This is a genomic window from Halomonas sp. 1513 (assembly GCA_001971685.1).
Lineage (GTDB): Bacteria > Pseudomonadota > Gammaproteobacteria > Pseudomonadales > Halomonadaceae > Franzmannia.
The window spans coordinates 3433593-3456867 of sequence record CP019326.1 but is presented as its reverse complement, the minus strand read 5'-3'; the positions used below and the strand labels follow the sequence as shown (position 1 = coordinate 3456867).

The window sequence follows — 23275 nt, the reverse complement described above, 5'->3', positions numbered from 1 at the left end:
TGATCGGGGTTCTTTTGGGTAGACGTTGAGGCAGGCAATAAATCGCCCCGGGCTGGATAAGCACCGGGGCGCAGGGTGGCGGTCGATCGGCGCTCAGTGGGTGACGCCGGGGATCTCCACCTGGCGAGGACAGGCGCTGCCGTCGGCGCCGAACAGGTGGCAGTGCTTGCCGTCAAGGCCGAGGGTGACGGCCTGGTGGTCGTCGAGATGGGCGAGGCCGTCGAGGCGCTGGGTCAGCGTCGCCTCGACCCCTTCCACCTGCAGGTGGGCGAGGGTCTCGTAGCCGAGCTTCTCGGCGACCATCAGGCGCGCCTGGAGCGTCGCCTCGGCCTGGTCCGGGGCGACGAAGTCCTCGGCGCGCACGCCCAGGGTGGCGCGATCGCCGGCCTTGAGCCGGGCACCGTCGACGGCCACCTGGAGGGTGGCGCCGCCGGGCAGGCGCACCGCCGTATGCAGGCGACCGGGGTCGAGCACTTCGACGCTCAGGGTGTTGATGCGCGGTGAGCCGATGAATTCGGCGACCTCCAGGGTCCTGGGGAAGTGGTAGAGCGACAGCGGCGCGCCGACCTGGGCGATGCGGCCGCCGGAGAGCAGCACAATGCGGTCGGCCAGGGTCATCGCCTCGACCTGGTCGTGGGTGACGTAGATCATGGTCGCCTGCAGGCGCTTGTGCAGCTCGGCGATCTGCACCCGCATGTCGACCCGCAGCGCCGCATCCAGGTTGGAGAGCGGCTCGTCGAACAGGAACACCGCCGGCTCCTTGACCAGGGTGCGGCCGATGGCGACCCGCTGGCGCTGGCCGCCGGAGAGGTCCTTGGGGCGGCGTTCGAGCAGTTCGCTGAGGTGCAGCATCTCGGCGGCGTGCTGCACGCGCCGGCGGATCTCGGCCTTGTCGGTGCGCGCCAGCTTGAGGCCGAAGGCCATGTTCTCGGCCACGCTCATGTGCGGATAGAGCGCGTAGGACTGGAACACCATGCCGATGTCGCGCTCCTGGGGCGGGATCTCGTTGATGCGCTCGCCGTCCAGGCACATCTCGCCCTGGGTGATGTCCTCCAACCCGGCGATCATGCGCAGCAGGGTCGACTTGCCGCAGCCCGAAGGGCCGACGAAGACCACGAACTCGCCGTCCTCGATGGTCAGGTCGATATCGCGAGAGATCTCCACCTCGCCGAAGGCCTTGCCGATCCCTTCCAGTGTCAGGCGTCCCATGGGTTGTCCTCCGAGCAGCGCGCGATGGCAATGCCGTAAGCGGGTAGCGTCAGGGTGCCGTTCTGCCAGCGGCCGTTGACCAGCGGCGGAGCATCCGCCAGTGGCTCGGCGCTGGCCGGGGCGGCGACCTCGCAGGGCGTGGCGGCGAAGTTGAGTGCCACCAGCAGGCGTTCGCCCTGATAGCGTCGTTCGAAGCGCATCACCTCGCCCTGCAGCGAATGGTAGCGCACGTCGCCCTTGACCAGCGCGGGCAGCCCGCGGCGGAAGGCCAGGAAGGCGCGGTAGGCGTTGAGCAGCGAGGCCGGGTCGTCATCCTGCCGGTCAACCGCCAGGTTGGCATGCTCGACGGGCACCGGCAGCCAGGGTGTGGCGCTGCTGAAGCCGGCGTGCCGGGCATCGGCGACCCAGGGGTGAGGCGTGCGGCAGCCGTCGCGGCCCTTGTAGGCCGGCCAGAAGGTGATGCCGGCGGGGTCGACCAGCTGTTCGAAACTCAACTGGGCCTCGGGCAGCCCCAGTTCCTCGCCCTGGTAGAGGCAGACGCTGCCGCGCTGGGTGAGCAGGAAGGCCATGTAGAGGCGCAGCGCGGCAGGATTGTCGGCGGCCTGCCAGCGGGTGGCGAGTCGCACCACGTCGTGGTTGCCCAGCGCCCAGCACGGCCAGCCGTCAGCGATGCGCCGCTCCATTTCGGTGAGGGTGTGCTGCAGGAAGGCCGGGTCGTGGCGCTCGCCGAGCAGGTCGAAGGAGTAGGCCATGTGCAGCCGCTTGCCGCCCTGGGTGTACTCGGCCATCACCCGCAGCGAGTCGTCGTCGCCGACCTCGCCGACGCTGGTGGTGCCAGGGTACTCGTCGAGCAGCGCGCGCAGCTTCTCGAGGAAGGCCAGATTGTCCGGCTGGGTCTTGTCGTGAAGGTGGTGCTGGAAGCCGTAGGGGTTGTCGGGGCGCACGCCGAGAAAGCCCTCTGCCAGGTCCTCGCGGGGCGGGTTGTCCTCGAGCTTGCCGTGGGTGCAGAAGTTGACCGCGTCGAGGCGGAAGCCGTCCACGCCGCGCTCCAGCCAGAAGCGCACCTCGCCGAGGATCGCCTCGACCACTGCCGGGTTGTGGAAGTTGAGATCCGGCTGGCTGGCCAGGAAGTTGTGCAGGTAGTACTGGCAGCGACGCGTGTCCCACTGCCAGCTCGAGCCGCCGAACACCGACTGCCAGTTGGTGGGCGGCGAGCCGTCGGCGCGGGCATCGGCCCACACGTACCAGTCCGCCTTGGGATTGTCGCGGCTGGCGCGGCTCTCGCTGAACCAGGCGTGCTGGTCGGAGCTGTGCGACAGCACCTGGTCGATGGTGACCCTGAGGCCGCGGGCGTGGGCCGCCTCCACCAGGCGGTCGAAGTCGTCGAGGCTGCCGAACATCGGGTCCACGTCGCGGTAGTCGCTGATGTCGTAGCCGAAGTCCTTCATCGGCGAGGTGAAGAAGGGTGACAGCCAGATGGCGTCGACGTTGAGGGAGGCGATGTAGTCGAGCTGGTCGATCACCCCCTGCAGGTCACCGATGCCGTCGCCGCGGCTGTCCATGAAGCTGCGCGGGTAGATCTGGTAGATCACCGCGCCGCGCCACCAGTCGGCCCCCTGGGGGCCTACGTAGCGAGAAGCCTGTGCCATGTGCGCATGTTCCTTGTTGTGGTTGATCGATAACCCGCGGCGCACAGCAGTGCTGCCGCGAGACTAGGCGTAATGGCCATGGTGCGCGGCACCGGCACGGGTGAAATCCTCCCGGCGGCGTAGGAGGCGGCGTAGAGGGGGGGAGGAGGCGCGGCTAGTCGCCCTGGATGTGTGCCAGCAGCTCGCCGGCCAGGGCGATGGCCTCATCGCGGCGGCGGATGTTCTGCTTCTGGTAGAGGCTGCGGATATGCGTCTTGACGGTGGTCGGCGCAACCGAGAGCTGCTCGGCGATCTGCTCGTTGGAGAGCCCGGCGTGGATCAGGCCAAGGATCTGCCATTCGCGACGGGTCAGCGGCGAGGTGCGAATCAGCTCGGGTACGTCGGGGCGGGCGACGATATCGGCGATGACCGCCTCGTCGAGCATCAGCCTCACGGCGTTGCCGAACTCACGCTGGCGCCCGGTCAGCTCGATCAGCCGCGTGGCGCGTTGACGGGCCAGCTCGTCGAGTTCGCCGCCATCGAGCAGCGCCTGCAGCAGCTCGGACAGCGGTGGGCCGAGGCGCAGGAAGCTGCCGATCAGGGCGGTGCGCGAGGCGAGCGTCAGCGCCTGGTGGAGGTGCGCAAGGGCGGCGCTGCGGTCGCCGCGCTGCCAGGCCACGGCGGTCAGGCACAGCTGGTTGCGGTTGGCATCGGTGACCAGGCCGAGCCGGGCGGTATGGGCCTCGAGCCGCTCGAGCAGCGCCTCGGCCTCGTCGCAGCCGCCGAGCAGGGTCAGGGCGCGGGCGTGGTTGCGCACGTTGCACTGAGCGAAGTGATTGCTGGCCCGTTCCGGCTCGGCGCGGGGCGCCTCCTGCAGCCAGCGCGCTACGGCGTCGAGGTCGTGGGTCGCTTGCCACCAGGCGAGCAGGGTGGCGTGGGCGTTGGCCACCCAGTCGATATGGTAGTCACCCTCGGCGAGAATCTTGCGCAGGCGGCGGATATGGTCGGCGCACTGGGCCTGGTCGCCGCGGCTCTGGGCCACCTTGGCGAGGCTGATATGGCACTGCAGGGTCCAGCGTTCGCCCTGGCCGTCGAGCACCGCGATGCCGGCCAGCGCCGCCTGCTCGGCGTCGTCGAGGCGGTGCCACTCCCACAGCAGCTGGCTGCGGATACGGTAGAGAAATTCCGCTACCGGCAGCTGCGTCTGGCCACTCTGCTCGAGGTGGGCGAAGGCGCGCTCCTGGATGTCGTAGGCGGCCTGCAGGCGGCCCTGGGCGACCAGGGTCTCGGACTGATGGCACAGCGACCACAGCCGCAGCTGGGCGTCGCCGAGGCGAGCCGCCTCGCGTTCCACCTCGCGAATCCGCGTCAGCGACTCGTCGAGGTGGCCGAGCACGAAGCGCGCCTCGGTGAGGATCGCCGCGGCGGCCACCGGCGTCGAGGCCAGGTAGCGGGCGGGCAGGGTCAGGGCCTGCTCGGCCAGCGGTGCGGCGCGCTCGGCGTCGCCCTGATTGATCGCCAGCTGGGCACGCAGGGTGGCGAATTCGGCGCCCAGTGCCTGCCACTCGGGGGCATCCAGCTGGGCCTCGATCCAGCCGATGGCGCGGGCGGTGAGGTCGAACTGGAACTGGGCGTGGGTCACCCAGCCGTAGAGCAGGGTCAGCTCGGGGGCGGCGACGATGCGCGTCTCGCCGAGCCGTGCCAGGGCCTCGGCGAGACGGGCGACATGACCGTTGGCCAGCAGCGTCGGGCCATGGGCGACGAGCAGCGCGACGAGGTCCTCCGGGGCCTCGGCCTGGATCGCCTGATCGAGCGCCGCCGCCGGGTCGCCGAGCGCCAACCACGCCTGGCTGGCACGGCGGTGCAGTTGGCGCTGGCTGTCGAGGCTCAGCTCATGGCGGCGATGACGCAGGTAGCCGGCGAACAGCCGCTGAAAGCGGTACCACTGCTGATGCGGGTCGAGCGCCTCGATGAACAGCCCGGCCTGTTCCAGGGCAGCGAGGCGCTGGGTCAGGCGCTCGCCTTCCAGCAGCCGCGCCACCAGCGCCGGCGAGAAGCGCTCGAGCACGCCGAGCTGCAGCAGCAGGCGGCGGTCCTCGTCGTCGAGCTCGGCATCGAGCAGGTCGTCGAACCAGGCCACGAAGTCGGGGTGGGCGCCACTCAGGCGGTCGACCAGGGCGTCGAAGCCGGCCCGGGTGGTGGTGCGCTCGACCAGCCAGGTGAGCGCCATCACCCAGCCGCCGCTGCGGCGCAGGGCCCGCTCCAGGCTGACCCGGGTGGGGGGAAAGCTGAGTTGCTCGGCGCACAGGGTCTGTGCCTCCTCGACGTCGAAGGCCAGCTCGGCGAGGCCGATCTCCTCCAGCTCGCCGCGCAGACGCAGTGCCGCCAGGCCCAGGGCCGGTCGGGTGCGCGCGATCAGCGTCAGGGTAAGCCAGCGCGGCTGGTGGCGCAGCCACAGCTGCAGGGCGTCGAGGATCTCGGGGTCGCGCAGATGCTCGACCTCGTCGAGCACCAGTCGTCGCGGTGTCAGTGCCTCGGGCAGCGCCGCCAGCCACGCCTCGCACTGCTGGGCGAGGGGGGCTGCCGCGTCGAGGGCCGGCAGGGAGACGGCATCGTCCAGCAGCCTTTCCAGCGCGGCATGGAAATAGGCGGCAAAGCGCCCCGGGGCGTCGTCGCGCCGCTCCAGGCGCAGCCAGGCGGCGTGCTGCTCCAGGGCCGGCAGCCGCTCGGCCACCAGGGTGCTCTTGCCATACCCCGGTGGCGCCTGCACCACCAACAGGCGCACCCGCTCGTCGAGCGTGAAACGGTCGTTGAGGCGCGGCCTAGCTACCACGCAGGGCGGCGGCGGAGGCGGGGCGAGTTTCTCCTTGAGCAGTGGCATGGCGAGCGGATCGGTGGTGGTGGCTTTATCGTTTCAGTTCTACCAGTATGCCTAGCTCATGACGCCAGCGGTGAGCTGTTAGACGAAGGTCTCAAGATGCGCCAGTGTCGGCCTGACGGCTCGCTTGGCGTATGCTGACGCCAAACCAGAGGGGAGAGCATGGTGTGACGGGGTGGATCTATTGGCTGGACATGGCCGGGGTGATCGTCTTTGCGCTGTCGGGGGTGATACTCGCCTGCCGCTCGCGGATGGACCCTTTCGGCATGCTGGTGCTGGCGGCGGTGACCGGCATCGGCGGCGGCACCCTGCGCGACCTGGTACTCGGCGTGCGGCCGGTGTTCTGGGTCAGCGACCCGACCTACCTGTGGGTGATTCTGGCCACGGTGGCGGTGTCGATCCTCGGCTTTCACTATATCCACCGCCTGACGCGCACCTTCCTGCCGGTGACCGACGCCTTCGGCCTGGCGCTATTCACGGTGATCGGCGCCCACAAGGCGCTGTTGCTGGGCAGTCCCGGCGTGGTGGCGGTGCTGATGGGGCTGATGACCGGGGTGGCCGGCGGCATGATTCGCGACGTGCTGGCGCGCCGCGTGCCGATGGTGCTGCGCCAGGAGGTCTACGCCACGGCGTCGATCGCCGGCGGCACGGTGTTCGTGCTGCTCAGCGCTTGGCAGGCGCCCACCGCCGTGGCCATCGGCCTGGGGTTGGCAGTGACCCTCGGCCTGCGACTGGCGGCGATTCGCTGGCGGCTGACACTGCCGACCTTCGCCTGGGTGGTCAGCGAGCCACCACCCCCGGCCGACCAGCCGTCGCTCACCTCTGCGCCTGACGCGACGCCGCCGCCCAAACGGCGCCGGGGCAAGGCGCGGGTCAAGCTGATCCGCCCCGGCCGGCGGCAGGGAAGGCGCTAGCCAGCGGCTATACTGACGTCAGGTGCCAACAGGGAGGTGCCCGAGATGCGTCATGCGTTCCCTCGTGGATGGCTGGTGGCCTGGCTGGCGCTGCTATGGCTGACGGGCTGTGCCGCTCAGGGCCCCGTGCCGGCGAGCGAGGCGAGCGTCGCCGAGGCGATTCAGGCCCGCTACGAAGCCGAGCTGTTCACGCTGCCGCTGGACAAGCAGCGCCACTACGCCCAGCGGCTCTATCGCATCAGCGGCGACCCGCGCTATGTGCCGCTGACCGAGAGCCACGCCAAGCGGCTGATACTGCGTCTCCATGAGGAGCTCGACGGCTTGGCCGCGCATCACGACTACCCCGCACGGCGCAGCCAGGCGCTGCTCGACGCCTACCCTTCGCGTACTGCCAAGCAGCGTGCCCGGCGCCAGATGTTCGCCGACTGGGGCGAGGTGATCTATGCCCGCAGCCTGCTGTTCTCGCTGGTGCAGCTCGACTATTACGGCTTGCTCGACACGCCGCGGCTGGCTGGCCATGAGCGTGCCCTCGACTATCTGGCCGAGGTCGATTTCGCCGCCTTCTTGAGCGACCCGCAGGTGCTCTCGGTGTACGCCGCCCAGGTGGCCAATATCGTTCACTACCTGCATCAGCTGGGAATCGTCGACCTGCGCGACGAGGTGGTCGCCGCCTTCCGCGAGCACTACCCGCCGGCGCGGGTCGCGACGCTGAGCGTCGACGAGTACCGCAATCGTATCTACGGCATGACTCATTTCGTGATCGCCGACAGCCGCTACTACCAGCGCCAGGTGAGTGTCGAGGAGCACGCTTGGATCCTCGACGCCTTCGCCGCCGAGTTGCCGCGCATCCTGCGCGATACCACCGAGGACATCATGGCCGAGGTGGGGATCAGTTTCCTGCTCACCGGCCGGGGGGAGCATCCAGCGGTGGCGCGGCTGCGCGAGGCGATCGTCGCCGCCTTCGATCCGCAGGCGAGGATGATCCCCGCCACCGATGGCAGCACCGATCTCGAGCGCGGCGAGCATCGTAACGTGCTGGCGATCATGCTGCTGCGCTGGCCTGCGCATCTTTATCCTGGCCCGGATCTGCGTGACTCGCTGGGCGAGGTGCCGCTGGCAGGCCGCTGGCCATCACGGTGGGTCGATCTCCAGCGACTCCAGCCAGTGGCTCTCGGAGGCGAACGCATCGCTGAACACCGGCTGGCGCTCGAACCAGCGTCGCGCGCCGGGCCACTGCCAGCGGCGCTGGCCGTCGGCCAGCGCCACGCCGAGGGCCAGGGCACCGTAGCGGGCGTAGAAGACGCCGCGCGGTGATTCCTCGCCCAGGCGCAGGTTGGCATGCAGTTCACGGCCCTGACCGCTGAGCGCGAGATGACGGATATCCAGGCGCTGCTGGCGCATGTCGAGCCGCGCCGAGCCGCGTATGTCGCGTACGGTAAGCAGGTTGCGCAGCCAGCGCCGCTCGCGAGCGGCGCTGACGAACAGGTCCACCAGCGGGCCACTGTCGCGCATCGCCAGGCGCAGCTCGCTGTTGAGAATCAGCGGCTGCTGCCAGGTCAGGCGACCCTCGGCGAGCTCCAGGTCGGCCCACCAGCCGTCGGTGAGTGGGGCGTCGCCCTCGGCCAACTGCACGTTGCTCAGCGACACCCGCGTGCCGCTGCTGTCGAAGGTCATGTCACGCAGGTCGCCGTCGTTGAGGCGGGCGTCGATCATCAGGCTGCCGCTAAGCTCGTGCTCATGGAAGGCCAGGCGGGCATCCGGGGCATCGAGGCGCAGCGTGCCGTTGGCCTGGTAGCCGTCGAGGCGCAGGTCGCTGGCTAGGACGGCGTGCCCACCGAGCAGCGTCAGCGGTGAGTTTTCCGGCAGGTAGGTGTTGAAGACCGCCAGGTCCGACGCCTCGATGTGTGGCAGGGCGATATGCGTATCCAGCGCCTGTAGCCCGGCGTCGAGGTCGAGTTGGCGGGCCTCGGCGCTGAGCTGCATATGGCGGCCCTCGATCAGCGCCGCGTCGGCGTCGCCGCGGCGCAGGGCGAGCTGCGGCATGCTCAGCGTCAGGGCGGCGCTGAGCGCCTCGCGGCTGCCGGTGGCGGTGGCCACCAGCTGGCCGTCGCCGCGCGCCTCGAGATCGAGGAAGCCCAGCGAGAACGGTGCAGCGTCCAGGCGCAGTTCGCTACCCGGCACCAGCCGGCCGGCGTCGAGTTCGATATCGGCGCGCAGCTGGGCGCTGCCGTCCACCGCCAGGCCGTGTTCGCTGGTCAGCAGCGCATTGAACAGCGCCATGTCGGCGAGCAGGCCGTCGAGGCGCAGCCGGCCGCTGGGCGTGCGCGCACCGCCCTGCTGCCAGCCGCTGCCGCCGGTGAGCACCGCGTCGCGGGCCACCAGGACGCTACGCGACTCGGCATCGTCGGCGCTGGCCTGCAGCGCCAGTCGCGAACCGCTGATATCGAGTCGCCCGCTGTCAAAGCGCGCTTGATTGATGAGCAGCTCGAGGTCGGCGCCGCCGCTCAACGCTTGCCCCAGCAGCTGGCCGCGAATGGCCGAGCCGTTGAGCGTGATTCGCCCGCGGGCGCTATCGCGGTCGACCACCAGTACGCCGCTGGTGGCGGCGGCGCCGCCGTCCAGCTGCCAGGCCGGAGAGTCGGGCAGGTAGAGGTTGAGGGCGGCGACGTCGGGCACTTCGGCGGCCTGCCAGGCCAGCTGTGCCTCGGGGTTGCCCAACTGCCGACCGCTATCGGGCAGCTCGCCCGTGGCGCTGAGCGAGAGGTGCGGCGCGTCGAACAGTCGGCGGCCGTCGCTCAGGCGGCTTACGCCGACCTCGTTCAGGTCCAGGGTCAGCAAGCCGCGCTGCGGGGTGTCGTCGACCACGCTGGCGGTCAAGGTGCCCTGACCGAGGGTGTCGAGGCCCAGGAAGCGGCCGCCGATCGCCTGCGAGTCGATCTGCAGCCGGCTGCCGGGCAGCGGCCGGCCCTGGTGGATATCGACCTCGGCGCTCAGGCGTCCGCCACCGCGCAGGCCCAGCGTCTGGTCGACGAACAGCTCGCCGAGAAGACCGTCGAGCATGCCGAGGTTGTCGATCTCGCCGGAAACACTCAGGGCGGCGTCGAAGGGTATCGCGGCGAGCAGCGGCGGGGTCAGCACCGGCGTTTCGTGACGCTGATCGCCGGATGCCAGAAAAGGATCCAGCGGTAGCAGCGGCCAGGCGTTGGCCAGTTCGGCGCGGGGGAATACCAGCGAGGTGGTGAGTGGCTCGCCGGCGTCGTCGTCGGTGGCTGCCAGCCTGAGGTGGGTGCCGGAGAGGTCGAGCCTGCCGCTGCGCGGGTCGAGCAGCGGCAGTGCCAGGGTCAGACCTAGGCGCCCGCGCATGGGGGTATCGCCGAGGCGTAGGCCGACGTCGTCGCCGTCGAGGCGGAAGGTGCCGGCGAGGGTGTCGTCGCGGAAGTCGAGAAAGCCGCGCAGGCGCGCCCGGCCGCCTTCCAGTTGGAGCGGTATGGCGGCGGGCAGGTAGGGCACCAGCGCGGCGATGTCGCTCAGCTCGGTGTCCTCCCAGCGCAGCCCGGCGCGGTGCAGGCGCTCGGGGGGCTGGTCGAGGCGCAGCCGGTCGCCGGCCAGGGCGATGCGAAAGCCGTCGCCGCGCATCACCTCGCTGCCGTCCTGCTGCCACATGCGCATGTCGTCCAGCGTCAGGCCCAGGCGGGTTTCCGGCTCGCCCTGGTCGTCGCTGATGGTGGCGCGGATGCGGCCGTCGCCGAGCAGCTGGTAGCGCTGGCCGCCGGTGGCCAGCCGGGTGCTATCGAGGGACACGCCGAGGTCGGGGGAGTCGAGCTGCAGCTCGCTGCCGGGCAGCAGCTCGCCGCCCTCGAGCAGCAGGCGCCCGGCGAGGTCGCCGTGGCCGCTGACCTCCAGCCACTCGAGGCCCAGCAGGTAGTCGCTGAACACCGCATAGGCGTCGCTGGCGCCGGCCAGCTCGATCTCGCCGTCGACGGCAGTGACGATATCGCCGCCGCGCTGGTCGGCAAAGTCGAAGGGCGCAAGCGTCAGGCGCGCGTCGAGCTGTATGTCCTCGACCAGGGTCACCGCATCGCGGGTGACACGGCCGTCGTCGAGGTCCAGCGCCAGGCCGTGGATGGAGAGTTCGCGCTGCTGCCAGGCCAGCTCAGTGAGCCTGAGCCGGCCGCTGCCGGCGATGCGCAGCCGGCCGATGGCGACTTCATGGATGCGCCGGGCATCCAGCCGCTCGATCTCGATGCGCCCGTCGAACAGCGGGCGCAGCGCTACCTGAAGGCTAACCTGCTCGACGTCGAGCCCCAGCCAGCGCGGTGCCTGCTGAACCAGTTCCAGGCGGGCGGCACTTAGCTGGCCGGGGTACCAGCTCCAGGCGCGCTCCCAGCGCAGGTCGAGCTCGGCCCGCGCCAGCGGCTCGTCGAGCAGCGCGGCACGTAGCCGCTCGCTATTGAGCAGGGTGTTGGCCAGCGCCAGATACGCCAGCCACAGGCCGATCAGGACCAGCAAAAGCGCCTTGGCGAGGCGGCGCAGGGCACCCGACGAACGCCATGCCATCAGCGCTGTCGCAGGGGGTAGAGTGGACAAGGCATGACACTATGGGTCAATCTGCCGCCTCCTATGCCGTATGGAATATGGCATCATTCCTTGATACACCCTTATGCGCAGGCACATAACGCATGTTTCTCGATGACTTTCACTCGGTCAGGGACGGCCGCATCGGCATCTCCGCGGATCAGGCCAGCCACTTCGCCAAGCGCGTGGCGGGGGACTACAACCCGATCCACAATCCCGATGCGCGGCGCTTCTGCGTGCCCGGCGACCTGCTGTTCTCGCTGGTACTGATGCGTTTCGGTCTGTCGCAGCACATGAGCTTTCGTTTCTTGAGCATGGTGGGGGCCGACGTGGCGCTGGACTTTGTGGAGCACGACGATGGCTGCATCCGCGTCACCGACGATGCCGGCAAGGTCTATCTCGAGGTCGAGCGTCGCGGTGAGGTGACCCGCGACGAGTCGGTGGTCGAGGCCTTTGCGCGGCGCTACGTGGCCTTTTCCGGCAAGAACTTCCCGCACTACCTGAAGCCGCTGATGGAAGCCGAGGGGGTGATGTTCAATCCCCAGCGGCCGCTGGTCATCTACGACAGCATGGGCTTCTCGCTGACCCGCCTGGATGCGGTGGCACCGGGCCTGGAGCTCTCCGGCTCGTCCCTCGAGGTGGCCGGCAAGCGCGGCGATGCGCTGCTCGAATTCGACATGACCAGCGGCGGCGAGACCATCGGCCACGGGTCCAAGAAGCTCGTCGTCAGCGGCCTGCGCGATTACGATGCCAGCGCCATGGACGCCATCGTTGACGAGTTCTATCGGCTCAAGCACGCCTACGAATCCTCGACCGTCTGATGGTTTAGCGGGTGACCACGATGATCGGGCACGGCGAGCGGTCGATGACCTTGTGACTGACCCCGCCGAGCAGCTGTTCGCGCCACTGGCTCATGCCGCGTCGGCCCATGATCAGCATCGGCTTGCCGCCGGCCTGGCGGGCACGGTCGAGAATCGCTTCGGCCGGCGCGCGGCCGATCAGGCACTGCTCGATGATCGGCGACTCGACCCCCGTCAGGTGTTTCTTGGCATGCGAGAAGATCCAGTCGCACTCACGCCGCTCGGTGTCGCGTTGGCGCGCCGGCGTCGCTGGATCGTCGGGGTCGCGCGGCACGCAGTACATCAACTCCACCGGCAGCTGGCCCGAGATCGCCAGGCCGGCGGCCAGCTCGGCGGCGGCGGCGCTGTGTGAGGAGCCGTCCACCGGCAGCAGGATGCGATCGATATGCTCGGCGTCATCGATCGACATCTGGTCATGCACCACGCACACCGGGCCGCGTGCCTTGTGGATGACGGCGTTGCTGAGATTGCCGCGCAGCAGCTTGCCGAGGCGGTCGAGCCCCTGGGCGCCCATCACCAGCATGCTGTCGGGAATCTCGCCGGCGTGGTCGATGATCTCGCGGGCCAGGTGGCGCACGAAGTCGTGTTCGCGCAGCGTCACCTCTTCCACCTCGACCCCGGGGTTGTCGCCCAGCGCCTGCCGGGCCTGGGCAAAGGCGCGGGTCACCGAGCCCTGAATTACCTCATGATCGTGGTCGACCTCATCCAGCCGGTTAGCGGGAATATCGCTGAGCTCGGCGGGGTACAGCGGCTGGACGTGCAGTAACTGCAAGGGCGCCTGCCACAGCCGCGCCAGCTGCGCGGCGTGGCGCACCGCCGCCAGGGTGGCCCGCGAGCCGTCCACTGGCACCACGATCTGTGAGATTGGCCTGCTCATCTATCTAGCGCTCCTCTTATTATCGAAACTGCTTAACTGCCAATAGCCTAGCGCAGAGTGGTGGGTCTTGTCGGCTAGCGAATCGCCAGGCGCTTGCCAAACATCATTCCCCCCCAATCGAGGCGATTGACCAACGCATTGAGCCAGATCGACCCGGCCATCCCGACCACCAGCAGCAGTGCCGCATAGAGTGGCAGCGAGAAGTTCACGTAGCGGTCGACGAAATCGACCACAGCGAAAAACAGTGGGTGGGCCAGGTAGATGCCGAACGAGTACTCGTTGACCTTCTTGACCAGCGGCGGCGCCGGACGATCCTTGAGATAGCGCATCAGCCACAGGGTAAACAGGATGAAGAAGGGGATCACCCAGCTCTCCTTGGAGGAGTACTCGAGCTGGCCGGCGAAGGTCAGCGCCACGATCACCGCCACCCAGCCGGCCAGCCACCACGGATTGGCCAGCTGGCGCAGTGCGCTGACGCGCTCCAGATGGGGGTAGTGGCGGACCAGCACCAGCGCCAGGAAGAACAGGTAGATCCAGCCCACCGGGACGATCCAGTGCAGGTAGCCAGGTGGCGAGACATCGAACCAGCGGGTCATGCCCCAGTAGCCGGCGCTGATCAGGCTGCCGAGCACCAGCCACGGCGCGGCGGGCAGGTAGCGGCTCAGCGCGTAGCGGGTGTAGACCCAGTAGAAGACGTAGAACTGCATGGCGATGATCAGGAAGTAGCCGTGCCAGCCGGCGTAGACCATGTACTCGACGAAATTGTCGACGAAGCCCAGTTCGCCGCCGTCGGCGGTCACGCTCAGGTAGTTGGTGGTGGAGTAGACTAATCCGTAGACCACATAGGGCACCATCACGTACTTGATGCGGTTGGCCAGGAAACCCTCGGGGATATGATTGCCGTAGCGCACCGAGAACAGGAAGATCGAGATGAAGATGAACACCGGCGTGCCGAGCACGGTGGGGATGCGCGCCAGGTCGATATAGAGATTGTCGTAACGCTGGTTGAGACGGTCGAGGAAATGGAAACAGAAGACTGCCAGGCAGCCGTAGAAGCGTAACCAGTAGATTTCCTCGATGCGTTTCATGGATCCCCCAGCCGGTTCGATGGTGATGATCGTTAGCCGTTGAACGACCTCGCACTGCGTGGTGTCCGACCACAGCGCGTCCGAGTAATTCCCCGGATGAGAGCTATCCTTTTCATTTCATGGCGTTTAATTTCATGGATAGGGAGACGTCCAGACATGAAGATGCGGCTGCACGTGCTGTTATGGGGGGTGATGGCGCTGATGCTGGGGTCGCCGGTCCTGGCGGGCCAGGTCAGCCATCAGCGCTTCACCTCGGAGACCCTGGGGCGTGAATACCCCTACACCATCTACCTGCCCGACGGCTACGCGGTGTCCAACCAGCGCTATCCGGTGATCTATCTGCTGCACGGTTCGTTCGGCACCGACCGCGACTGGACCTCCAGCGGCAACCTGCGCGCGGTGGCCGACCGGCTGATTCAACAAGGTCGCATTCCGCCGGCGGTGATCGTCATGCCGGGGAGCTTCAGTTGGTGGGTGGATGGTCACAACGAGGCGGCGCGCACGGCCTTCTTCGAGGATCTGATGCCACATATCGAGGCCGCCTGGCATGTGCACGAACATCGCCAAGGGCGAGCCATCGGCGGTAACTCGGCGGGAGGGTACGGTTCCCTCAACTTCATTCTCGAACGTCCCGACCTGTTTGCCGCCGCCGCCGCGCTGAGCCCGGCCAGCTACAGTCCGATGCCGCCTGGCAACTCCTCGGCGCGTCGTCACCCGGCCTTCCTCGACGACGAGGAGCGCTTCGATCCGGTGCTGTGGTCACAGCTCAACTATACCGCCTACCTCGACGACTACCTGGCGCAGTCGCAGGTCGTGCCGCTCTACCTCAGTGCGGGCAATCGCGACCCCCTGGACGCCGAGGAGCACGCCCGGCGTATCTACCGCGAGCTGGTCGATCACCAGCCCGAGCAGCTGATGCTCGAAGTCCTGCGCGGCGGCCACACCTGGCGGGTATGGCGCACCAGTCTGCCCAGTGCCTTGATGTTCATGGGCGACTATCTCGACCCGCCGCGGGCGCTGGAGGAGTGAGCGTCGCCTACGGGCATTATGTCCTTCAGTACTAAGCTTGGATGAAAACGCTCCTGATGCGTCGCAGCCTTCGCTCAACTTTGGTGCATGGCGGCCGATATGCGTTGCAGATGGCCACCGCCAAGTCCGGTGGCCGCACTCTGTCGAACGATATCCGGGAGTCGGTCCATGCGACGTCGAATTGCACTGCTGCTGGGAGCCCTGTGGCTGCTGGCTCCACACGCCCAGGCTGAACTCAAGTTTGGACTGGTGGCACCGCTCAGCGGTCCCGCCGCCTCGCTCGGCAACGGCATGCGCCAGGGCATCGAGGCGCACTTTGCCGAGGTCAACGCCGCCGGCGGCGTGCACGGTGCCGAGCTCACCCTGCTGGCACGTGACGATCGCTACGAGCCATTGCGGGCCGCGCCCGAGACCCGGCGGCTGATCGAGGAGGACGAGGTACTGGCGGCGATCGGCAACGTCGGCACGCCCACCGCCATCGTCACCATTCCGCTGCATAACCAGTACCAGACGCTGCTCTACGGCGCCTTCACCGGCGCCGGCGTGCTGCGCCGCGACCCGCCCGACCGCCACGTCATCAACTACCGCGCGAGCTACGTGCAGGAGACCGCGGCGATGGTCGAGGGCCTGCTCGAGGCGGGCATCGCCCCGGACGAGATCGCCTTCTTCACCCAGAACGACGGCTTTGGCGATGCCGGCTATATCGGCGGCGTACGCGCCCTGGAGTCCCACGGCTTCGAGGCCGCGCGCGAGCTCGCTCACGGCCGTTTCACGCGCAATACCCGCAACGTTCACCAGGCGCTGGCGACCATTTTGCAGGCGCCGGTGACGCCCCGCGCGATCATCATGGTGGGCACCTACGGGCCGGTCGCCGACTTCATTCGCGAGGCGCGCCAGGACCTCCCCGAGGCGCTGTTCCTCAACGTCTCCTTCGTCGGCAGCCAGGCGCTGGCCGATGAGCTCGGCGAGCTGGCCGAAGACGTGATCATCACCCAGGTGGTGCCGCCGCTGGATGCCGACCTGCCCGGCGTGGCGGCCTACCGCGAGGCGCTCGAGACCCATGCCAACGGCGCCAGCCCCGACTTCATCTCGCTGGAGGGGTATCTGGCCGCGGCCCTGTTCGTCAAGGGATTGGAGGCGGCCGGCCCCGAGCCGGACCGCGAGGCGCTGGTCGATGCCCTGCTGGGGCTCGGCGAGGTCGACCTCGGCCTCGGCGAGCCGCTGCGCCTGGGGCGCGGCGACCACCAGGCCAGCGACGCGGTATGGCCGACCATCATCCGCAATGGCGGCTTCGACGCGGTGGACTGGTCCACCCTCGCACGCTGACCCCCTGCCGCACGGGTGGGGCCGTTACCAATTTCCAAGGGGCACGACATGAAACGTACTCTCAGTCTGCGCGCGATGCTGATCGGGCTGTTCCTGGCCGCGGTCATCGGTGCGGTGGTGCTGGCCGCTACCGGCTTGATGTCGAACCAGCGACTGGTCGACTCGCAGCGCTTCATTCTCGGTGAGGTGCTACCCCAGCAGGAGGCGAGCCGTGGCATGGTCGACAGCATGGCAGCCTTCGGCTCTCGCCATGCCGACCTGCTGGCCGCCGCCGACGAGGCGGCGCTGGCCGAGGTCATCCCCCAGGCGACGCTCGACGAACGCTTCCTGGCACCGCGCGAGGAACTGCGCGAGCGTGACGATGCCGCCCAGCGCGAGCGCTTGGCCAGTCTCGATGCCGGCTATGCGGCCCTGCTCGAGGCGGACGGCGTTCTCGAGGAAGTGCGCCGCGAGGACCTGGCCCTTGCGGCCACCATGGACGAGCGCATCGCCGCCATGCAGCAGCGTATCGTCGAGGTCATGATCAGCGCCGAGGACATGGCCGGCCGCGCCACCCTGGCCGACGTTCGCGCGCGGCGCGAGCAGCGCACGCGGGTCGAGGCCTGGCTCGAGGAGGGCATGACCACGCTGCCCACCGCGCTGGTCGAGGACCTGCTCGACGACGGCGGCAATATCGCCGAAACCAGCAGTACCGTGCGCACCGCGGTGGCGCTGCTGGCCGACCTTGGCCGCCAGCTGATGCAGGTCGAGAGCAGCGACCGGCTGGTCAACCTGCGCTACAACGAGATCGCTCAGCAGCTCAACCTGGCGCGCCAGTCGCTGGGCGCCATCGCCGCCTCGACGCGCGCCAGCACCGAGCAGAGCGAGCGCGCCGCGGCGCTGACCGAGATCATCGACGAGCTGGATAGCCTGATGGTGAGTGGTAACCAGTCGGTCTATGCGCTGCGCCACGAGCAGCTCGATCTGCGCCAAGGGCAGGCACAGGCCCTGGACGACGTGGCCACGGCGATGGGCGACATGCGCACCACGCTCGGCGAACTCGAGGCCGACGGCGTGGCCCAGGCCGACCTGGCCGCCGGTCAGGCCGAGGAGCTGGCCAACGCCGGGCGCGTGCTGCAGATCGGCGTGACCCTGGCGGTCATCCTGGTGCTGGCGATCTTCGGCTGGCGCACCCTGGTGCGCGTGCTGGGCCCGCTCGGGCAGATGCGCCGCCAGATGGAGAGCATCAGCGGCGCCGCTGGCGAGAACGCCGACCTGTCGCTGCGCCTGGCGCTGCAGCGCGACGACGAGATCGGCCGCACCGCCCAGGCCTTCAATCGCATGATGGACACCTTCGAGGGCATCGTGGCGCAGATTCGCGACGGTGCTGGAGCGATCGCCGCCAGCAGCCGTGAGATCGCCTCGGGCAACGACGACCTGTCGCAGCGCACCGAGGAGCAATCCTCGTCGCTGGCCGAGACCGCCTCGAGCCTCGAGCAGATCACCGCCACCGTCAAGCAGACCGCCGACTACGCCAACCAGGCGCGTGACGCCAGCCAGGAGGTCGACCGGCGCGCCCACTCCGCCGGCGACGTGGCCGGCCGCACCAACGACGCCATGCAGGCGATCCGCCACTCCAGCGAGAAGATCACCAGCATCATCACCGCCATCGACGACATCGCCTTCCAGACCAACCTGCTGGCGCTCAACGCCTCGGTGGAGGCGGCGCGGGCCGGCGAGCAGGGCCGCGGCTTCGCGGTGGTGGCCCAGGAGGTGCGCAAGCTTGCCAGCCGCAGCGCCGAGGAGGCGTCACAGATCCGACGCCTGGTAGACGACAGCGTCAGCAAGGTCGGCGAGGGCGCCAGCCTGGTGCGTGCCACCAGCGAGCACCTGCAGGAGATCATCGACAGCCTCAAGCACGTCAGCGGCTATGTGACCGAGATCGCCAGTGCCACCCACGAGCAGTCGGCGGGCATCGAGCAGATCAATCAGGCCATCGCCCAGCTCGACCAGGTCACCCACCAGAACGCCCAGCTGGTACAGGAGGCCTCGAGCGCCAGCCACGTGCTCGACCAGCAGGCCGCCGACATGCACGCCCTGGTGGGGCGCTTCCGGGTCGCCGCCGCAGGCGACAGCCGAGCGGCCTTGCCCGAGCCCTCACAAGACGAGGCCGAAACCTGGCGCTGAGCGACGCAGGCAAGCAGTGCCTGCCGCTAAACGTTATGCTGTAGTGAGTCATGGCATCGCAGTAGAGGCAGGCAATGAGCGACTACCCGATACCCGCAGACGAGCAGGCACGTCTCGCGGCGCTGAATGAGCTCGAGCTGCTCGATAGCAGCGCCGAGCCGGCCTTCGATCGGGTCACGCGCATCGTTTCGCGGCTGCTGGAGGTGCCGATTGCGCTGGTGACCCTGATCGATGCGCACCGGCAGTGGCTCAAGTCGCGAGTCGGGCTGGATATCGAGCACACGCCGCGTAGCGAGTCGGTTTGCAACTGGACCATCAAGCAGCGCTCGCCGCTGGTGATCGAAGACCTTAGTCAGGATCCACGCTTCGCACACTTTTCGGGCGTCAATCGCTCCGACGGCCTGCGCTTCTACGCCGGTATCCCGCTGTATAATTCGGCCGGCGTGGCGCTGGGCTCGCTGTGTGCGGTGGACTACCGGACGCGGCGGCTCGATGCCGAGCAGTTGGAGACGCTGCAGGACCTGGCGGAGATCATCAACCAGGAGATCCAGCTGCGCGAGTCCAATCGCCGCCTGGCGATCACCCTGGCCGATCACGCCGAGACGCATCGGGTACTGCACGAACGTGAGACTGAACTGCGGCTGGTCATCGACACCGCCTATGACGCCTATATCGGCCTCGACGGCCAGGCGCGAGTCGCCGACTGGAACCGTGCGGCCGGGCAGATGTTTGGTATCGAGCGGCAGGCGGCGTTGGGGATGTCGATCACGCAGCTGATCGACCCGCTGACGTTGCCTCAGGCGGGGGAGCGCAGCATCAGCGAAGCGCTGGCCAGGCGTCACGACGGCCACTCCCTGCCGGTCGAGGTGCGCATGCGCGCCTATGAGGTCGGTGCCGATCGCCACTACAGCATCTTCGTTCACGATATTACCGAGCGCCTCCAACTCGACGCCCTGCGCGACCTGGAGGCGCGTCAGGACGTGCTCACCGGCCTGCCCAATCGTCGCGCCCTCGACGAGCGGCTGCCCGAGGCGATGGCGCGGGTGGTTCGCTCCGGCAAGCCGCTGGCGCTGCTGTTCATGGATCTGGACGGCTTCAAGGCGGTCAACGATGAGCACGGCCACGATGCCGGTGATGCGCTGCTGCGCGAGATCGCCCGTCGCCTACGCCACGCGGTGCGTCGAACGGACCATGTCGCACGCCTGGCTGGAGATGAGTTCGTGGTGCTGCTCGAGGGCATCGGCGCGGGTGACGCGCTGGCATTCGCCGAGAAACTGGTGGCGCGTGTGACAGCGCCGGTGAGGCTTGGCGACGCCCAGGCCAAGGTCAGCACCAGCATCGGCGTGGCGCTGTTCGGGCCGGGCGACGTGGGTACCGCGGCCCAGCTGCTCAAGCGTGCCGATGTGGCGATGTATGCCGCCAAGCGCGCCGGCAAGGCGCAGGTACACCTGGCAGAGGATGCCAACGACTCATGATCCGTACGCTGATGGTCGATGACACGGGCCGCTGGCAGCAGGGCGGCGAGGAGCTGATTGCCGCCTGGCGGGACAGCACCGAAGCGCATATCTGGATCGATATGCAGGGCGAATCCCAGGACTGTGAGCGCGAGATGCTCGAGGCCTTCGACTGCCATCCACTGGCGATCATCGATGCCCACCGCGATCGGCACCCGCCCAAGATCGAGGAGTTCGAGCACCACACCCTGGTTATCTATCGCGGCATCGCCGCCTTCGACGCCGAGCTCAACTACCGGGCCCAGCCGCTGTGCTTCTTCATCGGCGAGCGCTTCCTGATCAGCCTGCACCCCAGCGAGGCGCGCAGCATCGAGCGGCTGTTCGACGAGCACGGCACGGCACTGCTGCAGGCCTCGCCGCAGCAGGTCGCGCTCAAGGTGATGTATATCTCGGCGGGCTACTACCTCGACAGCCTGCTGGAGTTCGAGGGCGTGCTCAGCGACCTCGAGGACGAACTCCTCGAGGCCGGCAACGACCAGCTGATGCGGCGTATCACCGCCTACCGCTCGCGGCTGGTGAAGATGCGCCGCATCTTCAACTACCACAAGGGCATTACCCAGGAACTGATCGCCTACGACTACCGGCATTTGCCGCGTGACGACAGCGACACCCTGCACGCCATCAATGACGTCTACGAGCGCTTCGAGCGGCTGTATAGCCTGACCCAGATGTACTACGACATCTGCGGCGATCTGGTGAACGGCTATATCTCGATCTCTTCCCACCAGCTCAACATCACCATGCGCGTGCTGACGGTGATCTCGGCGATCTTCATCCCGCTGACCTTCATCGCCGGTGTCTACGGCATGAACTTCGAGCATATGCCGGAGCTCGGCTGGCGCTACGCCTACTTCGTGGTGCTCGGCGTCATGCTCGGCATCGGGGTAACGCTGGTTTGGTTTTTTCAACGCAGGGGCTGGTTTCGTTAACGACGACGGCTGCTATCTTAGCGAGACAGTGCTGGATCAAAAAACACCATAGCGTCGCGGGGTAACCACCATGAGCAAGCTGCCCCTCGAGGGTGATCCGTCGCCAAACGATGAGCTCGATCACAGCGTCTACAAGACCCTGCTGGAGTCGACCAAGGCGATCCCCTGGAAGATCGACTGGAAGACCCTGCAATTTGCCTACATCGGGCCGCAGATCGAGGCGCTGCTGGGCTGGACGCCGGAGAGCTGGGTCAGCGTCGACGACTGGGCGACGCGCATGCACCCAGAGGACCGCGACTGGGTGGTCGACTTCTGTGTCGCCCAGTCGCGCCAGGGCAGCGACCACGAGGCCGACTACCGCGCCCTGACCCGCGACGGCGACTATGTGTGGATTCGCGATGTGGTGCACGTCGTGCGCGACGCCGCGGGCGACGTGGAGGCGCTGGTCGGGTTCATGTTCGACATCAGCGAGCGCAAGGCCAACGAAGAGCAATTGGTGCGCCTGCAGCGCGAGCTCGAAGCCTACTCCTACCAGGACGGCCTGACCGGTGTCGCCAACCGCCGTCGCCTCGACGACTACCTCACCCAGGCCTGGGAGGAGGCGCGCCGCAACACTCAGCCGCTGTCGCTGATCATGATCGATATCGATCACTTCAAGGAGTACAACGACCACTACGGCCATCTGGCCGGCGACGAGGCACTCAAGCGTATCGCCGATGCGCTGAGCCGCGTGGCCACCCGGCCCCGCGATGGCTTTGCGCGCTTCGGCGGCGAGGAGTTCATGTGGGTGCTGCCGGAAACACCGGGCCCCGCTGCCCTGCAGTTGGCCGAGCGCTGTCGACGCGAGATCTTAGCGTTGCAGCTGCCGCATGCCGCCTCGCCGCTGGGCCATATCACCATCAGCCAGGGCGTGGCGACGAGGATTCCCGCCCACGACGATTCGCTGGCAAGCCTGCTCGATCAGGTCGATGTCCAGCTCTACCTCGCCAAGCGAGCCGGGCGCAACCGCTGCAGTGCCACGGATTAGGCAGAGGCCGGCTGGCGCAGGCGCGAGAGCCGCAGGTGCAGCGCCGCCAGCCCCAGCCCGAGCACTACCAGCATGCCGCCGAGCAGCGGCGGGAAGGCCTCGGCGCCGGCCAGGTCGAGCAGCGGGCCGGTCAGCGACGGCACCAGTAGTGCGCCGCTGCCGGCGGCGGTGAAGATCAGCCCGGTGGTGCGCCCGCTCATCTCCATCACCTGGTTGCTGAGGCTGAACAGCGTAGGAAAGATCGCCGAGGCCGCCAGGCCGAACAGCAGCGAGCCCAGCCACAGCGGCAGCCATACCGCATGCAGCGCCAGCGCCGTGCCTGCGCCGAGCAGCAGGCAGCCGATCAGGATCGCCCACGGCGAACACCAGCGCAGCAGCGGGATCGCCAGCAGGCGCCCGGCGGAGAGGGCCAGCCAGAACAGCGTGACCAGCAGCGCGGCGCGCTCGGCGGTGAGGCCGGTGAGCACGCCGTAGGCGGTGATCCAGCCGGCGAAGGTGATCTCGGCCCCGACGTAGAGCGCGAACAGCAGCATGAACAGCGCCAGCAGCAGCGGGTCGTGATGCTTGGGCGCGCGCGGCGCGGCGTCCTCATCGCTGGCCAGCTTGCTGGGGCTCTTGAGTCGCGACAGCGGCCACAGCATCGCCAGCAGATAGGCGGCCACCACCCAGAAGGCCCACTGGAACAGGCCCGTCATGGCCAGCGCCGCGACCATGACCAGCGGCACCAGCATATTGCCCAGCCCGAAGCAGAAGTGCAGGGCGCTGACGTGGGGCCCGGCGGCGTCGCGGTGACGCCACAGCAGCAGGGTGTTGCCGCCGGCATTGAGCGACACCTCGGAGAAGCCCAGCAGCAGGAACAGTCCGGTCAGCAGCCACAGCGACGGGCTCAGCGGCGCCACGGCGAGGCCGGCCACGGTCAGCAGCAGCATGCCGATCAGCACGCGATGGCCGTTGAGCCGATCCATCAGCAGGCCGGTGATGAAGGCGCCGCTCATATTGCCCAGCGCGCGGGCGGTGAACAGCATCGCGATCTGACTCATGCTCGAGTCGGTCATCGCCGCCAGGTGCGGCAGCGCCGGGCCGAGCAGGCCGCCGGTCATGCCGACGCCGATGAACAGCAGGAAGTAGCTGAGGGTCACCTGGCGGTGGTGACGGCTGGGGAAGTGCAGCATGACCGGTCCTTGGCGAGCGCATGGGGCACAGGCTGCCCGGCGCTGAAGGCGGCTATGTTGAACGATTCAGATGGCGATCTTCA

Annotated in this window: 15 protein-coding genes; 9 read left to right on the top strand and 6 right to left on the bottom strand. The window is 68.2% G+C overall.

Annotation, left to right across the window (positions count from 1 at the left end):
* Window positions 1-93: 93 nt before the first annotated feature.
* The 3 genes from BWR19_15670 to BWR19_15660 all read right to left on the bottom strand — a co-directional run bounded on the left by BWR19_15670 (window position 94) and on the right by BWR19_15660 (window position 5718).
* Window positions 94-1209, bottom strand: a complete 1116-nt coding sequence (locus BWR19_15670; protein ID APX94258.1) for an ABC transporter — start codon at window positions 1207-1209, stop codon at window positions 94-96.
* Window positions 1197-2858 carry an alpha-glucosidase gene (locus tag BWR19_15665; GenBank protein APX94257.1) on the bottom strand — a complete coding sequence of 554 codons (1662 nt, stop codon included), beginning with the start codon at window positions 2856-2858 and terminating at the stop codon, window positions 1197-1199. The genes BWR19_15670 and BWR19_15665 overlap by 13 nt, the downstream gene beginning before the upstream one ends.
* Window positions 2859-3012: 154 nt before the next feature.
* Window positions 3013-5718, bottom strand: coding sequence for a transcriptional regulator MalT (locus tag BWR19_15660; protein ID APX94256.1), 2706 nt, complete (start codon window positions 5716-5718; stop codon window positions 3013-3015).
* Window positions 5719-5882: 164 nt separating this feature from the next.
* On the opposite strand from BWR19_15660, the gene BWR19_15655 reads away from it, so the two are divergent.
* From BWR19_15655 to BWR19_15645, 3 genes are all read left to right on the top strand, one after another.
* Entirely contained in the window at window positions 5883-6629 is a 747-nt protein-coding gene (locus tag BWR19_15655) for a hypothetical protein (GenBank protein APX94255.1), read from the top strand.
* A gap of 45 nt (window positions 6630-6674) precedes the next feature.
* Window positions 6675-7943: a hypothetical protein gene (locus BWR19_15650; protein APX94254.1), complete on the top strand. Its 1269-nt coding sequence runs from the start codon at window positions 6675-6677 to the stop codon at window positions 7941-7943.
* A 3365-nt stretch (window positions 7944-11308) separates the two neighbouring features.
* Window positions 11309-12025 carry a hypothetical protein gene (locus tag BWR19_15645; protein APX94253.1) on the top strand — a complete coding sequence of 239 codons (717 nt, stop codon included), beginning with the start codon at window positions 11309-11311 and terminating at the stop codon, window positions 12023-12025.
* 4 nt (window positions 12026-12029) lie between these two features.
* On the opposite strand, the gene BWR19_15640 is transcribed toward BWR19_15645, so the two are convergent.
* A complete protein-coding gene (locus BWR19_15640; GenBank protein APX94252.1) occupies window positions 12030-12941 on the bottom strand; it encodes a hypothetical protein in 912 nt (303 codons plus the stop codon).
* A gap of 74 nt (window positions 12942-13015) precedes the next feature.
* Window positions 13016-14029, bottom strand: a complete 1014-nt coding sequence (locus BWR19_15635) for a biofilm formation protein (protein APX94251.1) — start codon at window positions 14027-14029, stop codon at window positions 13016-13018.
* Window positions 14030-14191: 162 nt separating this feature from the next.
* Between BWR19_15635 and BWR19_15630 the strand changes: the two genes are divergently transcribed.
* The 6 genes from BWR19_15630 (at window position 14192) to BWR19_15605 (ending at window position 22020) form a co-directional block, all read left to right on the top strand.
* Window positions 14192-15058 (top strand): esterase, encoded by an 867-nt coding sequence (locus tag BWR19_15630; protein ID APX95063.1) that lies wholly within the window; start codon window positions 14192-14194, stop codon window positions 15056-15058.
* Between the two features lie 168 nt (window positions 15059-15226).
* Window positions 15227-16384, top strand: a complete 1158-nt coding sequence (locus BWR19_15625; protein APX94250.1) for a ligand-binding receptor — start codon at window positions 15227-15229, stop codon at window positions 16382-16384.
* Window positions 16385-16432: 48 nt separating this feature from the next.
* Window positions 16433-18550, top strand: coding sequence for a methyl-accepting chemotaxis protein (locus BWR19_15620; GenBank protein ID APX94249.1), 2118 nt, complete (start codon window positions 16433-16435; stop codon window positions 18548-18550).
* A 74-nt stretch (window positions 18551-18624) separates the two neighbouring features.
* The gene (locus BWR19_15615; GenBank protein ID APX94248.1) at window positions 18625-20025 is read left to right on the top strand and encodes a sensor domain-containing diguanylate cyclase; all 1401 of its coding nucleotides are present in this window, start codon (window positions 18625-18627) and stop codon (window positions 20023-20025) included.
* Window positions 20022-20993 (top strand): metal transporter, encoded by a 972-nt coding sequence (locus BWR19_15610; GenBank protein ID APX94247.1) that lies wholly within the window; start codon window positions 20022-20024, stop codon window positions 20991-20993. The genes BWR19_15615 and BWR19_15610 overlap by 4 nt, the downstream gene beginning before the upstream one ends.
* A 70-nt stretch (window positions 20994-21063) precedes the next feature.
* On the top strand, window positions 21064-22020 hold the full coding sequence (locus tag BWR19_15605; protein ID APX94246.1) for a sensor domain-containing diguanylate cyclase: 957 nt from the start codon (window positions 21064-21066) through the stop codon (window positions 22018-22020).
* Here BWR19_15605 and BWR19_15600 read toward each other — a convergent pair.
* Window positions 22017-23192 carry an MFS transporter gene (locus tag BWR19_15600; protein APX94245.1) on the bottom strand — a complete coding sequence of 392 codons (1176 nt, stop codon included), beginning with the start codon at window positions 23190-23192 and terminating at the stop codon, window positions 22017-22019. The two genes, BWR19_15605 and BWR19_15600, sit on opposite strands and share 4 nt — an antisense overlap.
* Between the last annotated feature and the right edge of the window lie 83 nt (window positions 23193-23275).